This is a genomic window from Streptomyces sp. NPDC096311 (genome assembly GCF_044763085.1).
In the GTDB taxonomy this organism is placed as follows: domain Bacteria; phylum Actinomycetota; class Actinomycetes; order Streptomycetales; family Streptomycetaceae; genus Streptomyces.
In genome coordinates this window covers 169184-188009 of sequence record NZ_JBIWFN010000017.1, presented here as the reverse complement: position 1 = coordinate 188009, position 18826 = coordinate 169184, and the positions used below count along the sequence as shown (strand labels likewise).

Here is an 18826-nt window from a genome sequence, read left to right as displayed (position 1 = left end):
GTCCGTCCTTCCCTGTCAGCTTCCGCCATCGCGGCGGCGTGCGCCGAGGTGCCACGCGAGGGCTCGGTTCTCGACAGCCATCAAGAGGCCGTTGAGGGTGACGCCGAGCACGGCGAACAGCACGATGTAGGCCCACATGTCCGGCATGGCGAACGTCCGTTGAGCATCGATCAGCCCCATCCCGACACCGTCGGTACTCGCCACCATCTCCGACAGGATCGTCACGATCAGCGCGATGGAGAGGCTGATCCGCATGCCTGCGAAGATCTTCGGAGAGGCGGCCGGGATCACGACCAGCAGGATCTGCCGACTGCGCGGGACCCGGAACACGGCTCCGGTGCGCAGGAGTTGAGGCTCGATGCTGCGCACGCCCTCGATCGTGTTGAGCAGAATCGGCCAGACCACGGCGAACACCACGAGGGAGAGCCGCATCTGGAATCCGGTCCCGAAAACGACGAGGAAGAGGGGGATCAGCGCCGGCACCGGCAGCGAGCGCAGGAACTGGAGCGTCGGGTTGGCGTATTCCTCCGCGCGCCGCCAGAGCCCGAGGGCGACACCGGCGGCCACGCCGACGACAACTGCCGTTCCCCAGCCTAGGAACAGTCTGCTCAGTGACGACAGCAGCCGGCTCAGGAAGTCGCCGTTGACGAACAGGTGGGCGGCGTCGGCGTTCAGCCACAGCTCCTGGATGCGCTGGAGGATCTTCGCCGGCTCAGGGAAGTAGACGGACTGGGCGCGGGCCGTCGCCAACTGCCAAGCGATGAGGGCGAGCACGGCGATGCCCCACCGCTCGACTGCGCGGCGAACGGAGTGCCGGGGGGCGCTCATGGGCGACCGCCTCCCGCCGCACGCCATGGGCAGATTCCGGCCTCCAGTCCACTTAGGCCGACGTTGATGGCCAGACCGAGCAGGCCGGCCGCCACGACGGCGGCGTAGACGATGGCCGTGTCCTGCCCCGCGAGCGTCGTCTCGCTGATGAACGCACCGATACCCGCGCCGGTGCCGATCAACAGCTCCACAGCGACCGCGATGATGAGCGCGATGCCGGCCGCGACCCGCACGCCCGTGAGGATGAGCGGCAGCGCACTAGGCAGGTAGACGCGCACGAGGATCGCGGTGCGGCCGAGGCCGAAGCTGCGGGCGGTCTCGCGCGCGGTGGCCACGACGTCGTGGACGCCATAGATGGTGTTGAGAAGGATCGGCCAGATCGACGCGTACGCGACGAGCCACATGGTCGCCTGGAAGGTCTGCCCGAACACGAGGATGAAGAGCGGCATCAGGGCTACGCCGGGGATGGGGCGCAGCAGCTCAAGTGGCCCGCGGAACATCCGATAGAGCAGGTCCGACGCGCCGAGCAGCACTCCGGTCGGTATCCCGAAGGCGATAGCTATGCCGATGCCGGCGCCCCACTCCGCGAGCGTCTCGAGCAGCCTGCTCCAGAATGTCGAGTCGCCGAGCAGGTCGAAGAACGCGCGCAGCACCGACATCGTGTCCGGCAGGTACTTCTCGCTCACAGGGAGCAGCATCGTGACGGCCTGGCAGAGCGCGAGGAACGCCACGACACCGACCGCGCCGCGCAGGGCGCGCTTGACTGCGGCCAGGTCGACCACCGCCACCCGACCGCGTCCGGTGACCGTCATGACGGCTGCTCCGCGACGGCGGGCAGCGCCTGACGCATCCGAGCGAACTCGTGCACCTCGTGCGCCATCGCCTTCAGGCGCATGTCGGTGCGCGGGTCCGTGCAGTTGCCGTCGGCGTCGAACACCGGGTCCATCCGCGTGGTGATCGGAACGGCGAGCGGTGTGGGCCAGGCCCGCACCGCGTGGGCGACGGCCCGCACCGTCGTCACGGTCCCCACCGCGGCGATCCAGCCGCTGGCGACCGTGACGATACCCATGGCCGTCCCCGTGAGGTAGGGGCGCTCGGCGTCGCCGGCCAGGTCCTCGAAGTAGTCGATCGCGTTCTTCAGCTGGCCGCCGATGGTGCCGTGGTAGCAGGGCACGCTCACGATCATGCCGTCCGCCGCGCGGACTTCCTTGACGAGGCGGATGGCATCGTCCGTGCGACCACCGGACGCGACGGCGACGGGATACGGCGGGAGGTCCAGGTCCGCCACGTTGAGCATGCTGGTCTCGGCGCCGAGCGCGGTGGCGTGGTCGAGCGCCAGCCTCAGGGCCGCTGCGCTCACGGATCCTGGCCGACTCGATCCTCCGAGTCCGACGATGCGAACGTGTCCGCTCATGTGGTCTCCTCTTCTGCTGGCTTCGGCCCGCCCGTTACCGGACGACAAGTTCCCGGCCCGTGATCGGCTTGGGTAGCGCGCCTGCGTCCTTCAGCATGTCCAGGACGCGCTGGACCTGTGCGGGGTCGGCCCCAGTCACGTAGGCGGGCAGCGTCATCGCGTTCACGACCTTGGTCGGCATCCCGCTGTAGTCGGCGATCGTCTTGCGCAGCGCCTTCTTGTCGGCCTTCGCGTCCGCGACGCCGCGCGCGAGCGCCCGGCGGAACGCCGCGATGGTCTGCGGGTTCCGCTTGGCGAAGTCCTCGGTGACGAAGTAGCCGCCGTCGGGCATCTTGTCGAATTCGCCGGTCTGCGAGTCCACGACGAGGTCCGCGCCGATCTCCTGCTTGAGCTGCGTGATCGCGGGCTCCACGGCGCACACGGCGTCCACGTCGCCGCGCTCGAGGGCGGCGCCGCTGCTCTGTACCGGCAGCTCGACCCACTGGATCTTCGAGGTGTCGACGCCCTGCTTCGAGAGCACCGAATTCGTGGCCAGATCGCACACGCCGCCTCTGGTGGGCGAAGCGATCTTCTTGCCGACGAGATCTGCGCCGCGCTTGATCTTGGGGTCGTTGGTGACGACCCCGACCGAGCCCGGGCTTCCGACGCTCGACTCCGCGATCAGTTTGAACTTCTGGCCGTTGGCCACAGCGACGGCGCCGCTCGAGATGCTCGCGAACAGTACGTCGGACTTACCGGTCGCCAGTGCGGGGAAGGCCGAGGCGAGACTCGACAGCGGAGAGATCTTCACGTCGAGACCCTCCTCCTTCAAGTAACCCTTCTCCAGGGCGATATAGAGCGGAGCGGCTGCCGCGTGCGCAGGTACGACGATGTTGAGGGTCTTCTGTTGTGCGCCTGCGGCGTCAGTGGACTCGGCGTTCGACGCGGAGCCACTGCAACCGGCAACGCTGATCCCGGTCATGGCCAGCACGGCCGTGACCGCCAGGACGTTGCGCTTCGTGCGTCCACGAGTGGACGGTGGGATCCCTTGCATGGGGTGTACCTCTCCATTGGGGCACGCCTGGGGAAAAGTGAGCGCCGTGTGGGTAAGGGGCGGGCAGTGTGCGCGTCACTCCCCGCGCGGGGAGACGGACACCGTCGCGTCGACCTGCTCGAAGAACTCGAACGGATCGGTCATGAACCAGCCCTCGACCATGCGCCCCGCGTCGTCGAAGCGGACCATGCCGACCTCGCCGGTCCTGACGAGGCGGCCGGTGGCAGGGATGCCGTGCCGGTCGTCGTCGTGGCGCTGTTCGATCGTCCAGCGCGCCCACACGACATCGCCTTCGCCGTGGATGTGCTCGATGATGCGCCGGTGGTCGCGCACTGTGCCGACAGCGGCGCGGTAGCCATTGATGAACTGGTCGTGCTTCCAGAGACGCTCCTCCGGGACCACACGGCCCTCCCACCGCATGAGCGTGTCATTGGCAGCGCGCACCACGCGCATCTGCGGCGCCATCAACTCCGGCAGCAACGACATGTCGCCGCCGACGATCACCTCTTCCTGGAACCGCCGGAAGTTGTCTTTGTTGCGCTCGACCTGGGCCTTGTCGTCGTAAGAGACGTGGATCACCTCGGCGTGCGGCCGCAGCCACTTCTCGCTGAACTCGCGTGTTGTCGCCGCGCCCCGGAACCGTTCGAACGCCTCCGCGTCGTTGAAGGAGGCATCGATCACAAGATCTATGGCCCCGTCGTAGTTGCGCACGGCGGTCGGCGGACCGATGTTCAGCGCGCGCAACTCGGGAGATGGGCCCAGCAGTTGCTGAGCGGCGACCGTGGTCGCCTCGACCATGTCGGGTCCGGCGTCCTCGGTGTACCGGATGAGCGAGAGAAAGTGATGCGCCATGGCTCAGGACACCGCCCCCGCGGACGCGACCGCGTCCTGTCGGAAGTGCGGGTACACCTCGTCCAGGAACAGGTCGATCGAACGATCGGCCTCGCCGCTGGTCATGAAGCCGAAGTTGAAGTACAGCGCGAGATGGCGGATGCCGGCCTCGGCGTAGCGCTGCAACTCCGCACGGACCGTGGCGGGCGTCCCGACGATGAACGCCTTCTCGAAGAACTCGGCGGCCTCGGTGTTGGCGGCGGTGACGATAGTGCGCATCCGATTGTCCGGCCGAAGGTGCGCCACCTTTCCCTGGATCCGGCCCGCGTACTCCTCGGTCAGCCGGATCCGCTTGAACGCCTCTTCGCGTGCCTCGTCATCACTGTCCCGGACGATGACCTGCTTCTGGCAGAAGCTCCACTCCAGCCGCTCCTCGATGGCCTGATCGTCGAGCCCCGCCTCCACCAGGCCGTCGCGGTACAGCGCCAGGCGTGCGGCCATCTCCCCCAGGCGGGCCCGACCGGTGAACAGGAACATGCCTGCCTCGCCCGCGGCGCGTGCACCCTCGTCGCTCGCCGCGGCGCGCGCGAACAGCGGAGCGCTTCCGGAATAGCGACCGGGCATCACTCGCGTGAAGACGGTGCCCGACTCGTACCGCGTCGCCCACTTCAGGGGAGGGTCGTCCGGCGCCTTGGCCAGTGCCGCGTTCATCGCATCGGCCACCGCAGCGTGGTCCTCGAAGCGATCCTGCGGATTGCGTCCAAGGCCGAAGAACTCGACCGGCGAGCCGCCCGAGCCCAGACCCACGATCGCATTGCCCTGAGTGAGGATGTCGAGCAGGTTGATCTGCTGCGCCAGTCGAATCGGGTGATGCAGCGACGGAATGACCGCGGCGAGGAAGAACCGTGTGCCGGGCTGCGCCCTCGCGGCGAGGTGCGCCGCCATCATGATGTTGTCGCCGTAGGTGTTGTAGTCCGACAGGTGATGCTCCGTCAGTACGACGCCGGCGAACCCGGCGTCCGTCACCCGCACTGCCTGGCGGATGCCAGCTTCAATGCGCTCGACGTCCTCATCGGGTCCCGACGTCTGCGGGTTCATGTAGATCGAGAACTTCACGGTCCCTGCGCTCCTCTGCGGCTCGGCAAGTCCGCGGCCGCACAACGCAGGTGCGACGGCAGAAGAACGCCGTCGCGCCGGTGCGGTCGTCGTGAACAGAGACGCTAGGAGCGGCCTCGCAGCCCACACAAGTTCAGCTTTCGAGCGGTCCCATAGCCCTCCGAGAATGCACGCTGGTCACATCAACATCGGTTGATTTCTTATCCTCCCGTCGCCATACTTCGCTCACATGGAGGCCGAATCGACGGGGCATGAACGCAAGGGCCAGCGCACTCGCCGGCGCATTCTCGAGGCCGCGCGGCAGTGCTTCGCCGAAGCCGGGTTCGAGCGCGCGACGATCCGCGAGATCGCTGACACAGCGGGTGTCGACAAGGCGGCCGTGATCACCTACTTCGGCTCGAAGGACCAGCTGTTCCGCGAAGCCGTCGAGCTGCGGGCCGAGTTCCCGGAGCTACCGGCCGAGGATCCCCTGGCCACAGCACGAACCATCCTGCGTTTCGCCTTGAGCCGCTGGCATGGCGAGCAGGCCCATGCGGCCCTGGCGCGCGCCAGTTTCACCAGCGAAGCGGCAGCACAGCTGCTGCGTGAGGTCGTCACGGAGGAAGGCATCGGACCACTCGCCAAGATCATCGACGGACCCGACGCTCAGCTGCGTGCGGGGCTTCTGGCGTCATTCATGTTCGGGATCAACGCACACCGAGAGCTGATCGGGATCCCGACCCTTGCCGACGCAGACGTCGACGACATCATCCGCGTCATGGCGCCGGTGCTCGCCCAACTGCTCAGCCCGTCGTAGGCGAGCCGCTCCGCTCTGCCGGCCGCTTGTCCGACGAGAGTGCCCAGTTCGGGACAGCCCCATGCAGGAGCCCGGGCGCGATCGCCGACACTTGCGCATGCACGAACAACGGGTGCAACTCTCGACGGTGGCGCCCGGGCAGCACCAAGACTGGGGCAAAATGACTCCCGGACAGCAGGAGGTGTCCTCGCCCCCTGATCAGGTCGAGGGCCGAGCTCCCGCCAGCCCATCAGCCGCGCACACTTGCACCCAGGTCGCGCAAGATGATGCGGGTTACACATGCGGCGGGGTTGAACCATGGGATTTACTTGTTCAGACAGTAAATGGTCGGGTATGGCTACATAGGGGCCCTGGCGGCACGGGGCCGACCCCACGCGGGCCGAGCCCTTCTTGAGCAAGGTTGATCATCATGCGCTGCAGGCCAAGGCCGAAGGGGATCGGGAGAGCTGGCGGATCGAACCGGGTCCGGCAGGTCGAGGCGGTGGGGTTCGTGCCATCCCTACATCGAGGCGTAGTCCACGATGGAGTGCGGATGTGCGGCGATGGACTGCGGTCAGACGGTGACCGCCGGTGTGCCGGACAAGTGCGGAACACTGTGCTCGCCGATCGGGCACGTGTCGCGCTCCAGCCGTCGGTGAACAGTGCGACGTTCACATTCCGGACGCCAGCGCGCTCCCACTCGGCCAGCCGGTGCAGCAACTGCCCAGGGGCGCCCCAGATGCAGGTGTCCGCTACAGCTTCTGGGGGCACCCCGAGGAGATGGCGTAAGGCGGTGTCGAGAGCCCGGCGCCACTTTCTGCCGTCCTGGTCGATCGCCCCGAAGAGATAAGTGGCGGGGACCAGAGGAGGAACCGTCCGGGCGAGGCGAGCCGGCCGTCACCGGCCCGGGCCAGCGCGTCGGCGGAAGGCTCTGGTGGCACCGCCGACCCACACCGGCGATGAGCCGACCCGAGGAGAGGATAGACGTCCCGATGAGGACCCGGCGAGTCCCGGCGGCCAAGCCGCCGGGCACCGTCAGGCCGGACGTGGGGTCTCCCATGAGCGCCTCCAACGATGGCTCGCGCTCACCGAGCCTTCCGGAGCAGAACGTGAGCATCAATCAACAGAACATAGGTATATTGCCGACCAAGCACTGCAGAGTCGTAGGGTCGCCAAGAGACCACTAAAGTTCTGCTATGAAGAACTCAGAAGAGGAGGTGGAGCAGGTCCCGCAGTACCCCCTCGAGACGGTCGACAAGGCCCTGCGCCTCCTGCTCCTCTTCCGCGACCGAAGCCAGTTGCGGCTTACTGAGGCGTACGAGGAACTCGGCATCGGCAAGTCCCGGGCTCACTGACTGCTGGCCATGCTCGTGTACCACCGCTTCGCCATACCGGACCCCGAGACAAGGATCTATCGCCCGGGTCCGGCCCTGATGGAGATCGGGCTCGCCGCCGCGGCCCGGATGGACATCCGCGCCCTGGCCCGCCCGATGCTCGAGAAACTCGCCTCCGTCACCGGTGAGACGGTCCACCTCGGCACCCTGGGGGGGCGAAGTGCGCTTCCTCGACTGCGTGAAGAGCGAGCTCGCGCTGCGCGTGGCCGGGCGGATCGGGCGTGTGCTGCCGGCCTACGCGACCAGCCTGGGCAAGGTGATACTCGCCCAACTGCCGACAGACACCGTGCTGCGCCTGCATCCGGGCGAGTCGCTGGCTCCGGTCACCCCCCACACGATCCGCCGCCGTTCACAGTTGCTCGCGGAACTGGACCACGTCCGGGAACGGGGATACGCGGTCAACCACGACGAGAGCGAGGAGGGCGTCAGTTTCGGTGGGGGTCGCGGTGCCCCGCGGCGGCAACCGCCCACCCGCTGCCCTCAGCGTTGCGGCCCCCACGGCTCGACTCGGAGAACAGCAGGTCGCGCGGGCGGCCCAGTTGACGCGAGACATGGCCGACCGGATCCAGCGACCGGAGCTCATGGCGTTCTGCCTGCCAGAAAGCAATGGGCATTGACCGACGGGGCTCCTATCCTCCGTTAACAGACCTGGGGTCTGAAGAGAAGAACTAGAAGGAGACCCATGGCAGACGACCTGCGCGATCTTGTCGCCACCGCTTCCCGGATCCTGGCCGCCGACGGCCACGGCGACCTCGTCTGGGGCCACGCCTCTGCCCGGGACCCGCAGGGCAGGGGTGCATGGATCAAAGCCGCCGGATGGGGGCTTGAAGAAGTGACACCCGAGCGGGTGCACCTGGTGGCCGAGTCCGGCGACGTCCTGGAGGGCGACGGGCCCCGGCACAGCGAATACCCGATTCACACGGAGATCCTGGCCGCCCGTCCGGACGTCGGCGGGGTGGTCCACGTCCACTCGCCCCACGCCGTCGCCCTTGCTGCCACGGGCCAGTCGCTGCGGCCGGTGAGCCATGCCGCGAACTTCTTCGTCCCGCCGCAGGTGCCCGCCTATACCGGAACGGCCGACCTCATCATGACCCCGTCGCTCGGCAAGGAGGTCGCGGCCACACTCGGTGGCGCCAAAGCCGTGTTCCTGGTCAACCACGGCATCGTGACCGTCGGCCCGGACCTGGAGACCGCCACCGTCACCGCCGTCCTGCTGGAGAGGGCCTGCCAGCAGCAGCTGCTGACGCACGGCTTCGGCGGCTGGCCGGTGTGGTCGGAACCGGACGAGTCGCACGCCAAGCGCGAGCACATCTACTCCGCGGCCGCACTCCGCCAGGTCTGGGACTACCTGGTCCGGGGCCTCGACCGCTGACTCCGCCCCGTGTCGTCCCCGTCCGACTTCCCTGGTCACCCGTGGTGGATGGTGCGTGACGCACTCGGTCGCCGGGCCGGCCTCGACTGGTCCGTCGGCCTGCTTCAGCCCGACCGGCCAGGTCGGCACCGGCTTGCCGTCCAGGGAGAGCCGGAGGATGGCTGGCCGGTGCGGCTCCGAATCGGTCACGGCGTCAAGCGAAGGACGGGCTTGGTCCACTGTGCTGCGAGATAATGCCGAATACGCCTATATGCATTCAAGCGACATGAATACGTCTACGTATGACGACTCTCGCAAACCCCGGCGGGCGGGCGGCGCATCCGTCCCAAGCCATGGAGACCTCAGTGCGGCGAGGATCTGGAAAATCTCAGCAAGAACGAGATGAGCGACCATGGAGCGCAGTGACACCGCCGGGCACGAGGCGAGTCTCCTCAATGACCGCGACCTGGTCGGCCAGGCGCTCACGGCACGCGTCGTAGTTGACGAGCACGGCACCGTCACCGGTTGGAGCGAAGGTGCCGAACGCCTGCTGGGATACTCGTCGGCGCAGATCCTGGGTCGGCTGGTGTCCACTCTGCTCGCCGAGCAGCCTCCGGCAAAGGACCTGCCACCCCTCGCACACCTCCCGCAGTGGCAGGGAAATCTCACGCTCAGGCATCGGGACGGCCACCGCCTGGAAAGAAGAGTGGTCGCCCATCACAGGCTGTCGGAGCACGGCGACGGCGGATGGCTGCTTGTCTCCGCCCTGGCCGGGCCACCACCCCAGCCGGGCAACGAGGCCCTCGTGAACTGGAGCTTCTCGCAATCCCCCACTTGCACTGTGGCGCTGTACGACGCCAGCGGCCGCCTCCGGACGGCGAACAAGGCCATGCAACGGGCGCTCGACCTCACTGAGGACTCCATGCGCGGGCTGCGTGTGTCGGAGGTCATGCCGAACTGGGCCGGGGCGTTGGCGGAAGAGGACATGAAGCGCGTACTGGAGACGGGTGAGCCGTTCAGCCGCGAGGTGTATCTGCGCACCCTCGGCGAAACCCGCGAGCACGCGTGGGAGGTCTCCCACGCGCCCTTGCGGGACAGCAACGGCCGAATCCAAGGTCTCAGTCTCACCGCACACGACGTCACCGAGCAGCACTGGGCCCGCAAGCGCCTCCAACTGATCGCCGAGGCCGGCAAGCGCGTCGGCAGCACCCTCGACGTGACGCGGACCGCGCAGGAACTGGCCGATGTGACCGTCCCGGAACTCGCCGACTTCATGAGTGTCGACCTGCTGGCGTCCCTGGACGACGCGCACGAGCCGTCCTCGGACGCGTGGGCGGTCGGCGAACCGCTCGCTCTGCGCCGCATCGCTCACCAGTCCGTGTATCCCGACGTACCCGAGGCCGTCGTCGCTCCGGGCGAAGTGGACGGGTACCCGGAAGGCTCCCCACCGGTGGAAAGTCTCCGAGCCGGCCGTGCCGCCCTCTACCGGATGACCGATCCCGGGGTAGCCGAGTGGGTCGCACGGGACCCGCTTCGGACCGCCCGAGTCCGCGAGCCCAGCATCCATTCGGTGATGACGGCGCCTCTGTCGGCACGCGGAGCGCCCCTGGGTGTCGCGGTCTTCGTCCGTCACCGGCGCAGCGAGCCGTTCCACCAGGACGATCTCGTGCTGGCCGAGGAACTGGCGGCCAGGGCGGCCGTCTGTATCGACAACGCCCGGCGCTACACACGTCAACGCGACACGGCGGTCACCCTTCAGCGCAGCCTGCTGCCGCAGCGGTTGCCCGAGCAAGCCGCGGTGGAACTGGCGTCCCGCTATTTGCCGGCCGGGGCCCGCGCCGGGGTGGGCGGGGACTGGTTCGACGCAATCCCGTTGTCCGGGGCGAGGGTGGCGCTGGTCGTGGGCGATGTCGTGGGACACGGAATCCACGCCTCGGCGACCATGGGTCGGCTGCGTACGGCCGTACGGACATTGGCGGACATCGATCTGCCCCCTGACGAATTGCTCACTCACCTTGACGACTTGGTGGGCCGGCTCTCGAACGAGGGAGACGGAGCGGGCTGGGGGCAGGCTGCCGAAGGTACAGAATCCGCGGGAGACGTCGGGGCAACATGTCTGTACGCCGTGTACGACCCCATCTCACGCCGTTGCTCGCTCGCCCGCGCCGGGCACCCGCTCCCGATACTGGTGCGTCCGGGCGGCGGCGTGGAACTGCTCGACGTGCCGGCGGGACCCCCGCTCGGCCTGGGCGGACTACCCTTCGAGGCTGTGGAGGTTGACCTGCCAGAGGGCAGTGTGCTCGCCCTCTACACCGATGGGTTGATCGAATCTCGCGAGCGGGGCATGGACATCGAGGTCGGCATCTCCCGGCTGTGCGAAACCCTGAGCCGTCCCGTGCCCTCGCTGGACGCGTTGTGCGACACGGTTCTTGGCACCATGCTGCCCAGGCGGCCGACCGACGACGTCGCCCTCCTCATCGCGCGTACCCGGGCGCTGGACGCCTCGCAGGTCGCCACGTGGAGGGTGGACCCCGAGCCCGCCGCCGTCGCCGGCATCCGCAGGGAAGCCGTCCGCCAGGTGGAGGAATGGGGCCTGACCGACGCCGTCTTCACCACCGAACTCATCGTGAGTGAACTGGTCACCAATGCCATCCGCTACGCGGACCCGCCCATCCAACTGCGCCTCATCCATGACAGAAGCCTCATCTGCGAGGTCTCGGACGGCAGTAGCACGGCACCCCACATGCGCCGCGCCCGCACCTACGACGAGGGCGGCCGCGGGCTGCTTCTGGTCGCGCAGCTCAGCGATCGCTGGGGAACCCGTCAGACCAGCAGAGGGAAGACGATATGGGCGCAACAGTGCCTCCGGTCACAGCCGGTCGGCGGCCTGGGGCTGGTGGACCCGGCTTCCTTCGGCGTAGGGCTGAACTCAGCCGGGGGCCTTTGACCGGCGTACGCCATCGATCACATCCCCCAGCTCGGCGGAGATCCTTTCTGCCGTCACCGCCAAAGCCGACACGATCTCCTGCACCCGGCCCGCCGAGTACCGCACGCTCGGCATGGACACGGACACGGCCGCGATCGTGGCACCGATCGCATCGGTCACTCCGCGCCCGATGGCGACGACCCCTCGCTCGGAACGTTCCAGGTTGACGGCGGTGCCGCTGCGTCGGACGGCACTGAGCTCGGTGCGCAGCTCGGCCGGATCCGGGCGCTCCTCGGAACCATCGGTCGGGGCGTTGGCATAGAGGGCGGTCAGTTCGTCGTCGGTGAGGGCGGCGAGCATGACCAGTCCCCCGCTCACCTGGTGCGCCGGAAAGACCATGCCCTCGCGGTTGCCGACCCGGAGGGCCTGCGAGCTCTCGACCGAGGCGATGAACCGCACAGTCCGGCCGGTACGGATGGTGAGGTTCGCAGTCTCGCCGAGGGTGTCGACGAGACGGCGCAGCGGGCCGAGAGCGGCGGCCCGAAGGCTACCTACGTTCGACTGTGCCTTGTCGGCGATCTCCAGGACCGGCCCGGCCCGGTAGCTGCGGTCCTCGTTCTGCACCGCGAAGTCGCGGTACACAAGAGTAGACAGCAGACGGTGGGCGCTGGAACGGGCCACTCCGAGCCGACGGGCGGCTTCGGAGACGGTCAGATCCCCTTCGACCTGCAGAATCACCGCCAGTTGCAGCGCGTGGTCCACGCTCGTCACGCCGTATGTCGGCGGGTTTTTCATCGACCTGGCCACCATGACCGCCCTTCACATGTTCTGTCCATCAGAATCTACTATTCCAGAGCAGACCATACGGAGCACCGTTCCCGTATGAGCGAACACGACGACGTGGTCTCCCCCGTCTCCCTGACCGCCGAGGACCAGCCGGGTCAGCCCCCGGTGACTCCCGAGTTGGAAGACCTCTACCGCGGCTTCGAGAAGGCCCTGCTGGTGCCGCTGTGGACCCGGATCGGGGACCTGATGCCCGAGCACCCGAAGTCGAAGGCGCAGCCGCACCGCTGGGAGTGGAAGACGCTGCTCGACCTGGCAGGCCGCTCCGGCGACCTCGTGCCGGTCGGCCGCGGCGGCGAACGGCGGGCAATCGCCCTGTCCAACCCGAGCCTGGGCGGCCGTCCGTACGCGACTCCGACCCTGTGGGCCGCCATCCAATACCTGATGCCGGGCGAGGACGCGCCCGAGCACCGCCACACCCAGAACGCCTTCCGGTTCGTCGTGGAAGGCGAGGGCGTGTGGACGGTCGTGGAGCGGGACCCGGCGCCGATGCGCCGGGGCGACTTCCTGCCGCAGGCGGGGATGAACTGGCACGCCCACCACAACTCGGCCAGCACGCCCATGGCCTGGATCGATGGGCTCGACATCCCCTTCCAGTACGACGTAGAGGCGCAGTTCTTCGACTTCGGCCGGGACGAGTTGTCCGAAGAGGAGCACGCGACGCCCAATCGATCTCGCTCGGAGCTGCTGTGGGGTCACCCGGGTCTGGCGCCGGTCTCGCAACTCGGGCACAGGGAGGGCACTCCCCTGCTGTGCTACCGCTGGGTCGACACGGACGCCGCTCTGGCCGACCAGCTGGAGCTGGAGCGCGCGGGCCACCCCGGCGCCATGGGGCCCGGCCACGCGCTGGTGCGCTACACCAACCCCACCACCGCGGGCGACGTTCTGCCGACCATCCGTGCCCAGTTCCATCGCCTCGTCAGCGGGGCGGAGACGGCCCCGCGCCGGGAGACGGGCTCGTCGGTGTACCAGGTGTTCGACGGCTCCGGCCGGGTGACCGTCGGCGACTTCTCCTGGTCAGTCCAGCGCGGCGACCTCTTCGTCGTCCCATCCTGGCAGCCCCTGTCGATCCGGTCCGAGGCATCACCGTCAGACTCCGACTCCGGCGCGCTCGACCTGTTCCAGTTCAGCGACGCCCCCCTGTTCACCAAGCTCAACCTGTTCCGCACCCACATCGAGGAGAACGCGTGAAGCTCGCCACCATCCGTCTCGGGGACCACACCACGGCAGTTCGCGTCGAGGGCGGCGCCCTCGTCGATCTCGGTCTGCCGGACGTGGGTGCCGTGCTGGCCTCGGCCGGCGGTCTCGACGCCGCGGCGGCGGCCGACGGTCAGCGGTATGCAGGCGCGGACGCCGAGTTCGCCCCGCTGGTCCCCCGCCCCACCAAGGTGGTCTGCGTCGGCCTGAACTACCAGAAGCACATCAAGGAGATGGGCCGCGATCTGCCCGAATACCCCACCCTCTTCTGCAAGTTCCCGGACACCCTCGTCGGCGCCCTCGACGACGTACGGCGCCCGGTCGAGACCGAGCAGTTCGACTGGGAGGCCGAACTCGCCGTGGTCGTCGGCCGTCAGGTCCGGCGCGCCGACGAGGCGCAGGCCGAGGCCGCCATCGCGGGCTTCGCCGTCCTCAATGACGTCACCTGCCGCGACTGGCAGTTCCGCACCCGCGAGTGGCTGCAGGGCAAGAACTGGGACTCCACCACCCCGCTCGGCCCGTTCCTAGTCACCACCGACGAGGTCGGCGGACCGCGCCCCTCGCTCGACATCCGCTGCGAGGTCAACGGGCAGGTCATGCAGCAGGACAACACCGGCGACCTGCTCTTCGACCCGGTCGACCTGGTCCGCTACGTCTCCACGATGATCCGGCTCAACCCCGGCGACATCATCGCCACCGGCACCCCCGGCGGTGTCGGCCACGCCCGCAAGCCGCAGGTTTTCCTGCAGGAAGGCGACACCATCGTCACCGAGATCGAGGGGGTGGGGCGGCTCGAGAACCGCGTCGTCTCGGAGGGCGCGCGATGAGAACGCTGCCGACCACGCTCGCCTGGGTGGCCGAGGGCACCGCACTGTGCCGCAAGGCCATCGCCGACCTCGACGAAACGTCGTACCGCACGCCCTCGTTGCTCCCCGGCTGGACCCGGGCGCACGTCGTGGCCCACGTGGCCGCCAACGCCCGAGCCCTCCGCAACCTCATGCACTGGGCGCGCACCGGTGAGCCCACCCCGATGTACAGCTCGCCGGAGCAGCGCCTGGCGGACATCGAATCGGGCGCACAGCTGCCCGCCGCATGGCTCGTCGCCTGGTTCGAGGAGTCGGCCCAGCTACTGACGTATGCGATGTCCGAGCTGACCGAGGAGCAGTGGCAGGCGGAGGTACTGACCGCCCAGGGACGAACCGTGCCGGCGGGTGAGGTCCCGTGGATGCGCACGAGGGAGGTCATGGTGCATGCCGTCGACCTCGACACCGGCGTCCAATTCGCCGACCTGCCCGAGGAGTTCCTCACCGAACTGCGCCACGACATCGGTGGCAAGCGCGGCCACGACACCGGCCCCACGGTCCAGGGCAGCGACGCCGATATCACCGCCTACCTGGCGGGCCGCCCGTACACCGGCGTGACGACCCCGGACGGTTTGCCCGCCAAACCCCTGAGGCCGTGGCTGTGACCACGCGGGAGCGAGACATGAACATCACAGACACCCCCCGTCCCGACGTCCTGGTCATCGGCGGCGGCATCGGCGGCCTCTCGGCCGCACTGGCCCTCACCCGCCAGGGCCTACGAGTCCGCCTCTACGAGCAGGCTCCCGAATTCGGCGAGGTCGGCGCGGGCCTGCAGCTCGCACCGAACTGCACCCGGATCCTGCACGAGTACGGGCTCCTGGACGAGGCCGTCCAACTCGGTGTGCTGCCCGAGCACATGATCATGAAGGACGCTCTCGACGCGAGCGAGCTGACCCGGGTGGACCTCAAGGACCTGGAACGCCGCTACGGCTTCCCCTACATGGTCATGCACCGCAGCGACCTGCACGGCGTCCTCCTGCACGGCTGCGAGTGGGCGGGTGTGGAGCTGGTGACCGGCACGCGCTGCGAGTCCTACGCGAACATCGAGGGCGGCGCGCGCGTCACCTTCGCCGACGGCCGGACCGACGAAGCCGAGGTCGTCATCGCCGCGGACGGCCTCCACTCGGTCGCCCGGACGCTGATCGTCGACGACGAGCCCGTCAACTCGGCATACGTCTCCTACCGCGGCGCAGTCCCCTTCGAGCAGGTGCGCGCCAACGAGGTGCACGAGAAGGACGTCGTCCTGTACGTCGGTCCCCGCTGCCACTTCGTCCAGTACCCGCTGCGCGGCGGGCAGATGTTCAACCAGGTCGCCGTGTTCCAGTCGCCCAAGGCCCTGGCCGGCGAGGACGACTGGGGCACGCCGGACGAACTCGACCGCGCCTTCGAGGGCACGTGCGACCAGGTCCAGAAGGGCCTGCCGTTGATGTGGCGCGACCGCTGGTGGCGGATGTTCGACCGCGAGCCGCTCATGAAGTGGGTCACCGGCCGCATCGCCCTGCTCGGCGACGCGGCCCACCCGCCGCTGCAGTACATGGCCCAGGGCGCCGTGATGGCCATCGAGGACGGCTGGGTGCTCGCCCAGCATGTCGGCGCGCAGGTCGCGAAGAGGTCCGAGGCCGGATCCGGAGTCGACTGGGAGGCAGCGCTCGCCGCCTATGAGGCCGTGCGTCCCGAGCACTGCCGTCGGGTGGTCCTCACCGCACGCTCATGGGGCGCACTGTGGCACCACGTCGGGGTCGAGCGGGAGCAGCGCAACGCGGTGATGCGTGCCCGCGACACCTACGACTACTCCTTCATGGACTGGATCTACGGCCCCACGGCGCTGACCCCCGACCAGGAGCCGGAGATGTATCAGGCGATTCCGCTGGACTCGGTACAGGTCTGAGCACCCCGCAACGCGGCGCGCGGCCCCTTGCGCATTGCACCGGGCCGCGCGCAGTCCCAGTCGGAACCGGGATTCGAAGCTTGGGTCTACCGTTATTCATGTTGGCCCAAACATGAATGAAGCACCCGGTGGTTCACATGGACGCCATCCGCGCGATCGGAAACCTTCCTGCGGCCGAGCAGGAGGAGGTGGCTGCGAGCATCGTCTGGGTCGCCCACGCTCAGGGGCGGACGCTGGCGCCGGCTCTCCACCAGGCGAGGACGTGTCTGGACGGGATCGGCGCCCTGGTGCACCTGTGTGAACGCGCGAGCGGCCTGCTGCAGCCGGCGGTGGGCGTAGGGCTCACCCGCGACGCCGTGGAGGCGTGGAGCGAGCTGCGCGAGGACCAGGACGCGGCGCCCGCACGTGCTGTGCAGGATCGAGCCTTCGTCTGGGTGACCGGCGACAGCTTGGACATCGGTGCGTCGGGCACCGCCGCGATGCCCTTGCCAGGCGCAGATGGACCGGTCGGTGCACTGTCCGTGTTCATCGCCCGGCCCGGCGAGCCGGACGACCTGCAGCAGGCGGTCCTGCACGCGGTCGCGGAATGGATCGCGGCACGCCTGGAGGGTCTGCCAGGCACGCCGTCTGGCTCCAGCACCGTGGCCGGGGCCGGGCGGACGCTCCGTATGGGTGAGCTGACCGCGGCGCTCGCCGAGGCCGTCACCTCCCGGGACGTCCTGGAAGCCGTCGCACGGCACGTCCTGCCACCGTTCGGCGCCGACGGGCTGCTGGTCTATGTGCTCGAACACGGGCAGCAGTATCCGGTCGGCGCCGTGGGATACCCCGAGGATTTCCTGCGCAAGGTCAGCGGCCTTCCGCTCACCGCAAACCCCATTGCTTCCGACGTACTGGAGACTCGTACCCCCCGGTTCGTGGAATCGAAGGCCGAGGGGCTCCGCCGCTATCCCTCGATGGAGAACTTCTGGGCGGCAACGCCGAAGAACGCGTTGGCTTTCCTGCCGCTCAAGGCGTCTGGCCGCCCCATCGGCATGTGCGTGCTGGGCTTCAGCAATCCGCGGTCGTTCAGTGACACGGAGCGTGCCCTGCTGACCGCGCTGAGCGGTCTGGTCGGCCAGGCACTGGAGCGGGCCCGGTTGTACGACCTGGAGCACGCCCGCGCACAGGAGCTGCAGCGCGGACTGCTGCCGCGTGAGCTGCCCCGCCTGCCGGCCGCCCATGCGGCCGCCCGCTACCTTCCCGCGGGCCGTGGTGAAGAGGTAGGCGGTGACTGGTACGACCTGATCCCCCTGTCTGGTGACCGGGTCGCCCTGGTGATCGGTGATGTGATGGGACACGGCATCACCGAGGCGGTCACCATGGGCCGCCTGCGCACCGCGGTGCGCACCATGGCCTTCTTGGACATGTCCCCGGACGAACTGCTCGGTCACCTCAACGACCTGGTCAGCGACCTTGGTGAAGACTTCTACGCCACCTGCCTGTACGCCGTCTTCGACCCGGTCTCACGGACCTGTGCGTACTCGCTGGCCGGGCATCCGCCGCCGGTGATCGTCCATCCCGACGGCACGGTCCTGAGTCTGGACCTGGCCACCGACCCACCTTTGGGCGCTGCGGAGCCACCGTTCCTGACGCGCGAGGTGCACCTGCCCAACGAAAGCCTGCTGGTCCTGTGCACTGATGGCCTGATCGAATCCGCCACCCGTGACGCCGAGCAGGGACTGGCCCAGCTCCGCGAGCTGCTGGCCGGAACCGCGTATTTCGGGGCACCGCACCCACGCGACGTCGGGTCCCTTGAGGACCTGTGCGACATGGTCACGGCCGCGCTGCTGCCAGACCGCGAGCAGACCAACGACGACGCGGCCCTGCTCATCACCCACGTCAGGGGCACCTCCGCCGAAAACGTCGCCACGTACGACCTCGCCCACGATCCGCGAGCGGCCGGACACGCCCGCGAACACGTCCGAGAACGACTGGCCGACTGGGGTCTGGAGGATCTGACGATCACCACCGAGCTGCTGGTCAGCGAGCTGGTCGGCAATGTGGTCCGGCATGCCCGAGGGCCTGTTCGGCTCCGCCTGTTGCGTAGCCGTTGCCTGATCTGCGAGGTCTACGACGGCAGCCTCAGCACCCCGCGCATCCGTAACGCCGCCTACACCGACGAGGGCGGCCGCGGCCTGCAGCTCGTCGCTGCCCTCGCCCAGCGCTGGGGCGCCCGCTACCTCCAGGACGGTAAATGCATCTGGACCGAGCAGGACATCCCGGAGAACCCCCCGCGACCGCCCCTGGCGCAGCCCGGCGCTGCCTAGCGCTGTGGCCAAGGCTCGTGATCTCGGATGAAAATGTCGATGGACCGCCTGCGTGATCTCT

At 68.6% G+C, this 18826-nt stretch carries 17 protein-coding genes; 10 read left to right on the top strand and 7 right to left on the bottom strand.

Annotated features, from left to right (window positions below; genetic code table 11):
- Positions 1-15 precede the first annotated feature (15 nt).
- The 6 genes from ACIRA5_RS36690 to ACIRA5_RS36665 form a co-directional block, all read right to left on the bottom strand.
- On the bottom strand, positions 16-828 hold the full coding sequence (locus ACIRA5_RS36690; RefSeq protein ID WP_403698399.1) for an ABC transporter permease: 813 nt from the start codon (positions 826-828) through the stop codon (positions 16-18).
- Positions 825-1640, bottom strand: a complete 816-nt coding sequence (locus ACIRA5_RS36685) for an ABC transporter permease (RefSeq protein ID WP_403698398.1) — start codon at positions 1638-1640, stop codon at positions 825-827. The genes ACIRA5_RS36690 and ACIRA5_RS36685 overlap by 4 nt, the downstream gene beginning before the upstream one ends.
- Complete coding sequence (locus ACIRA5_RS36680; RefSeq protein ID WP_403698396.1) at positions 1637-2242, bottom strand: NADPH-dependent FMN reductase; 606 nt, start codon at positions 2240-2242, stop codon at positions 1637-1639. Before ACIRA5_RS36680 ends, ACIRA5_RS36685 begins: the two co-directional genes overlap by 4 nt.
- Before the next feature lie 34 nt (positions 2243-2276).
- Positions 2277-3275, bottom strand: coding sequence for an ABC transporter substrate-binding protein (locus ACIRA5_RS36675; protein WP_403698395.1), 999 nt, complete (start codon positions 3273-3275; stop codon positions 2277-2279).
- A 75-nt stretch (positions 3276-3350) separates the two neighbouring features.
- Positions 3351-4127 (bottom strand): ester cyclase, encoded by a 777-nt coding sequence (locus ACIRA5_RS36670; RefSeq protein WP_403698393.1) that lies wholly within the window; start codon positions 4125-4127, stop codon positions 3351-3353.
- Positions 4128-4130: 3 nt separating this feature from the next.
- Positions 4131-5222, bottom strand: coding sequence for an LLM class flavin-dependent oxidoreductase (locus ACIRA5_RS36665; protein ID WP_403698391.1), 1092 nt, complete (start codon positions 5220-5222; stop codon positions 4131-4133).
- 229 nt (positions 5223-5451) lie between these two features.
- Here ACIRA5_RS36665 and ACIRA5_RS36660 point away from each other — a divergent pair, with 229 nt between their 5' ends.
- From ACIRA5_RS36660 to ACIRA5_RS36640, 5 genes are all read left to right on the top strand, one after another.
- Positions 5452-6018, top strand: coding sequence for a TetR family transcriptional regulator (locus tag ACIRA5_RS36660; protein ID WP_403698389.1), 567 nt, complete (start codon positions 5452-5454; stop codon positions 6016-6018).
- Positions 6019-7193: 1175 nt separating this feature from the next.
- Complete coding sequence (locus ACIRA5_RS36655; RefSeq protein ID WP_403698387.1) at positions 7194-7352, top strand: helix-turn-helix domain-containing protein; 159 nt, start codon at positions 7194-7196, stop codon at positions 7350-7352.
- 163 nt (positions 7353-7515) lie between these two features.
- Positions 7516-8034 carry an IclR family transcriptional regulator C-terminal domain-containing protein gene (locus ACIRA5_RS36650; protein ID WP_403698385.1) on the top strand — a complete coding sequence of 173 codons (519 nt, stop codon included), beginning with the start codon at positions 7516-7518 and terminating at the stop codon, positions 8032-8034.
- A gap of 39 nt (positions 8035-8073) precedes the next feature.
- On the top strand, positions 8074-8763 hold the full coding sequence (locus ACIRA5_RS36645) for a class II aldolase/adducin family protein (RefSeq protein WP_403698384.1): 690 nt from the start codon (positions 8074-8076) through the stop codon (positions 8761-8763).
- A 391-nt stretch (positions 8764-9154) separates the two neighbouring features.
- Positions 9155-11689: a SpoIIE family protein phosphatase gene (locus ACIRA5_RS36640; protein WP_403698383.1), complete on the top strand. Its 2535-nt coding sequence runs from the start codon at positions 9155-9157 to the stop codon at positions 11687-11689.
- Here ACIRA5_RS36640 and ACIRA5_RS36635 read toward each other — a convergent pair.
- A complete protein-coding gene (locus ACIRA5_RS36635; protein ID WP_403698381.1) occupies positions 11672-12463 on the bottom strand; it encodes an IclR family transcriptional regulator in 792 nt (263 codons plus the stop codon). The genes ACIRA5_RS36640 and ACIRA5_RS36635 overlap by 18 nt on opposite strands.
- A gap of 87 nt (positions 12464-12550) precedes the next feature.
- Between ACIRA5_RS36635 and ACIRA5_RS36630 the strand changes: the two genes are divergently transcribed.
- The 5 genes from ACIRA5_RS36630 (at position 12551) to ACIRA5_RS36610 (ending at position 18765) form a co-directional block, all read left to right on the top strand.
- On the top strand, positions 12551-13702 hold the full coding sequence (locus ACIRA5_RS36630) for a cupin domain-containing protein (RefSeq protein ID WP_403698380.1): 1152 nt from the start codon (positions 12551-12553) through the stop codon (positions 13700-13702).
- Positions 13699-14535: a fumarylacetoacetate hydrolase family protein gene (locus ACIRA5_RS36625; RefSeq protein WP_403698378.1), complete on the top strand. Its 837-nt coding sequence runs from the start codon at positions 13699-13701 to the stop codon at positions 14533-14535. Before ACIRA5_RS36630 ends, ACIRA5_RS36625 begins: the two co-directional genes overlap by 4 nt.
- Positions 14532-15176 carry a maleylpyruvate isomerase family mycothiol-dependent enzyme gene (locus tag ACIRA5_RS36620; RefSeq protein WP_403698376.1) on the top strand — a complete coding sequence of 215 codons (645 nt, stop codon included), beginning with the start codon at positions 14532-14534 and terminating at the stop codon, positions 15174-15176. Before ACIRA5_RS36625 ends, ACIRA5_RS36620 begins: the two co-directional genes overlap by 4 nt.
- Positions 15177-15193: 17 nt before the next feature.
- A complete protein-coding gene (locus ACIRA5_RS36615; protein WP_403698374.1) occupies positions 15194-16459 on the top strand; it encodes an FAD-dependent oxidoreductase in 1266 nt (421 codons plus the stop codon).
- A gap of 137 nt (positions 16460-16596) precedes the next feature.
- A complete protein-coding gene (locus tag ACIRA5_RS36610; RefSeq protein WP_403698372.1) occupies positions 16597-18765 on the top strand; it encodes a SpoIIE family protein phosphatase in 2169 nt (722 codons plus the stop codon).
- Positions 18766-18826 lie beyond the last annotated feature (61 nt).

Excerpts from the sequence above, each read along its gene's own strand:
- ACIRA5_RS36690 (WP_403698399.1), bottom strand. The coding sequence starts at position 828 with ATGAGCGCCCCCCGGCACTCCGTTCGCCGCGCAGTCGAGCGGTGGGGC.
- ACIRA5_RS36685 (WP_403698398.1), bottom strand. The coding sequence starts at position 1,640 with ATGACGGTCACCGGACGCGGTCGGGTGGCGGTGGTCGACCTGGCCGCA.
- ACIRA5_RS36680 (WP_403698396.1), bottom strand. The coding sequence starts at position 2,242 with ATGAGCGGACACGTTCGCATCGTCGGACTCGGAGGATCGAGTCGGCCA.
- ACIRA5_RS36675 (WP_403698395.1), bottom strand. The coding sequence starts at position 3,275 with ATGCAAGGGATCCCACCGTCCACTCGTGGACGCACGAAGCGCAACGTC.
- ACIRA5_RS36670 (WP_403698393.1), bottom strand. The coding sequence starts at position 4,127 with ATGGCGCATCACTTTCTCTCGCTCATCCGGTACACCGAGGACGCCGGA.
- ACIRA5_RS36660 (WP_403698389.1), top strand. The coding sequence starts at position 5,452 with ATGGAGGCCGAATCGACGGGGCATGAACGCAAGGGCCAGCGCACTCGC.
- ACIRA5_RS36655 (WP_403698387.1), top strand. The coding sequence starts at position 7,194 with ATGAAGAACTCAGAAGAGGAGGTGGAGCAGGTCCCGCAGTACCCCCTC.
- ACIRA5_RS36645 (WP_403698384.1), top strand. The coding sequence starts at position 8,074 with ATGGCAGACGACCTGCGCGATCTTGTCGCCACCGCTTCCCGGATCCTG.
- ACIRA5_RS36640 (WP_403698383.1), top strand. The coding sequence starts at position 9,155 with ATGGAGCGCAGTGACACCGCCGGGCACGAGGCGAGTCTCCTCAATGAC.
- ACIRA5_RS36635 (WP_403698381.1), bottom strand. The coding sequence starts at position 12,463 with ATGAAAAACCCGCCGACATACGGCGTGACGAGCGTGGACCACGCGCTG.
- ACIRA5_RS36630 (WP_403698380.1), top strand. The coding sequence starts at position 12,551 with ATGAGCGAACACGACGACGTGGTCTCCCCCGTCTCCCTGACCGCCGAG.
- ACIRA5_RS36620 (WP_403698376.1), top strand. The coding sequence starts at position 14,532 with ATGAGAACGCTGCCGACCACGCTCGCCTGGGTGGCCGAGGGCACCGCA.
- ACIRA5_RS36615 (WP_403698374.1), top strand. The coding sequence starts at position 15,194 with ATGAACATCACAGACACCCCCCGTCCCGACGTCCTGGTCATCGGCGGC.
- ACIRA5_RS36610 (WP_403698372.1), top strand. The coding sequence starts at position 16,597 with ATGGACGCCATCCGCGCGATCGGAAACCTTCCTGCGGCCGAGCAGGAG.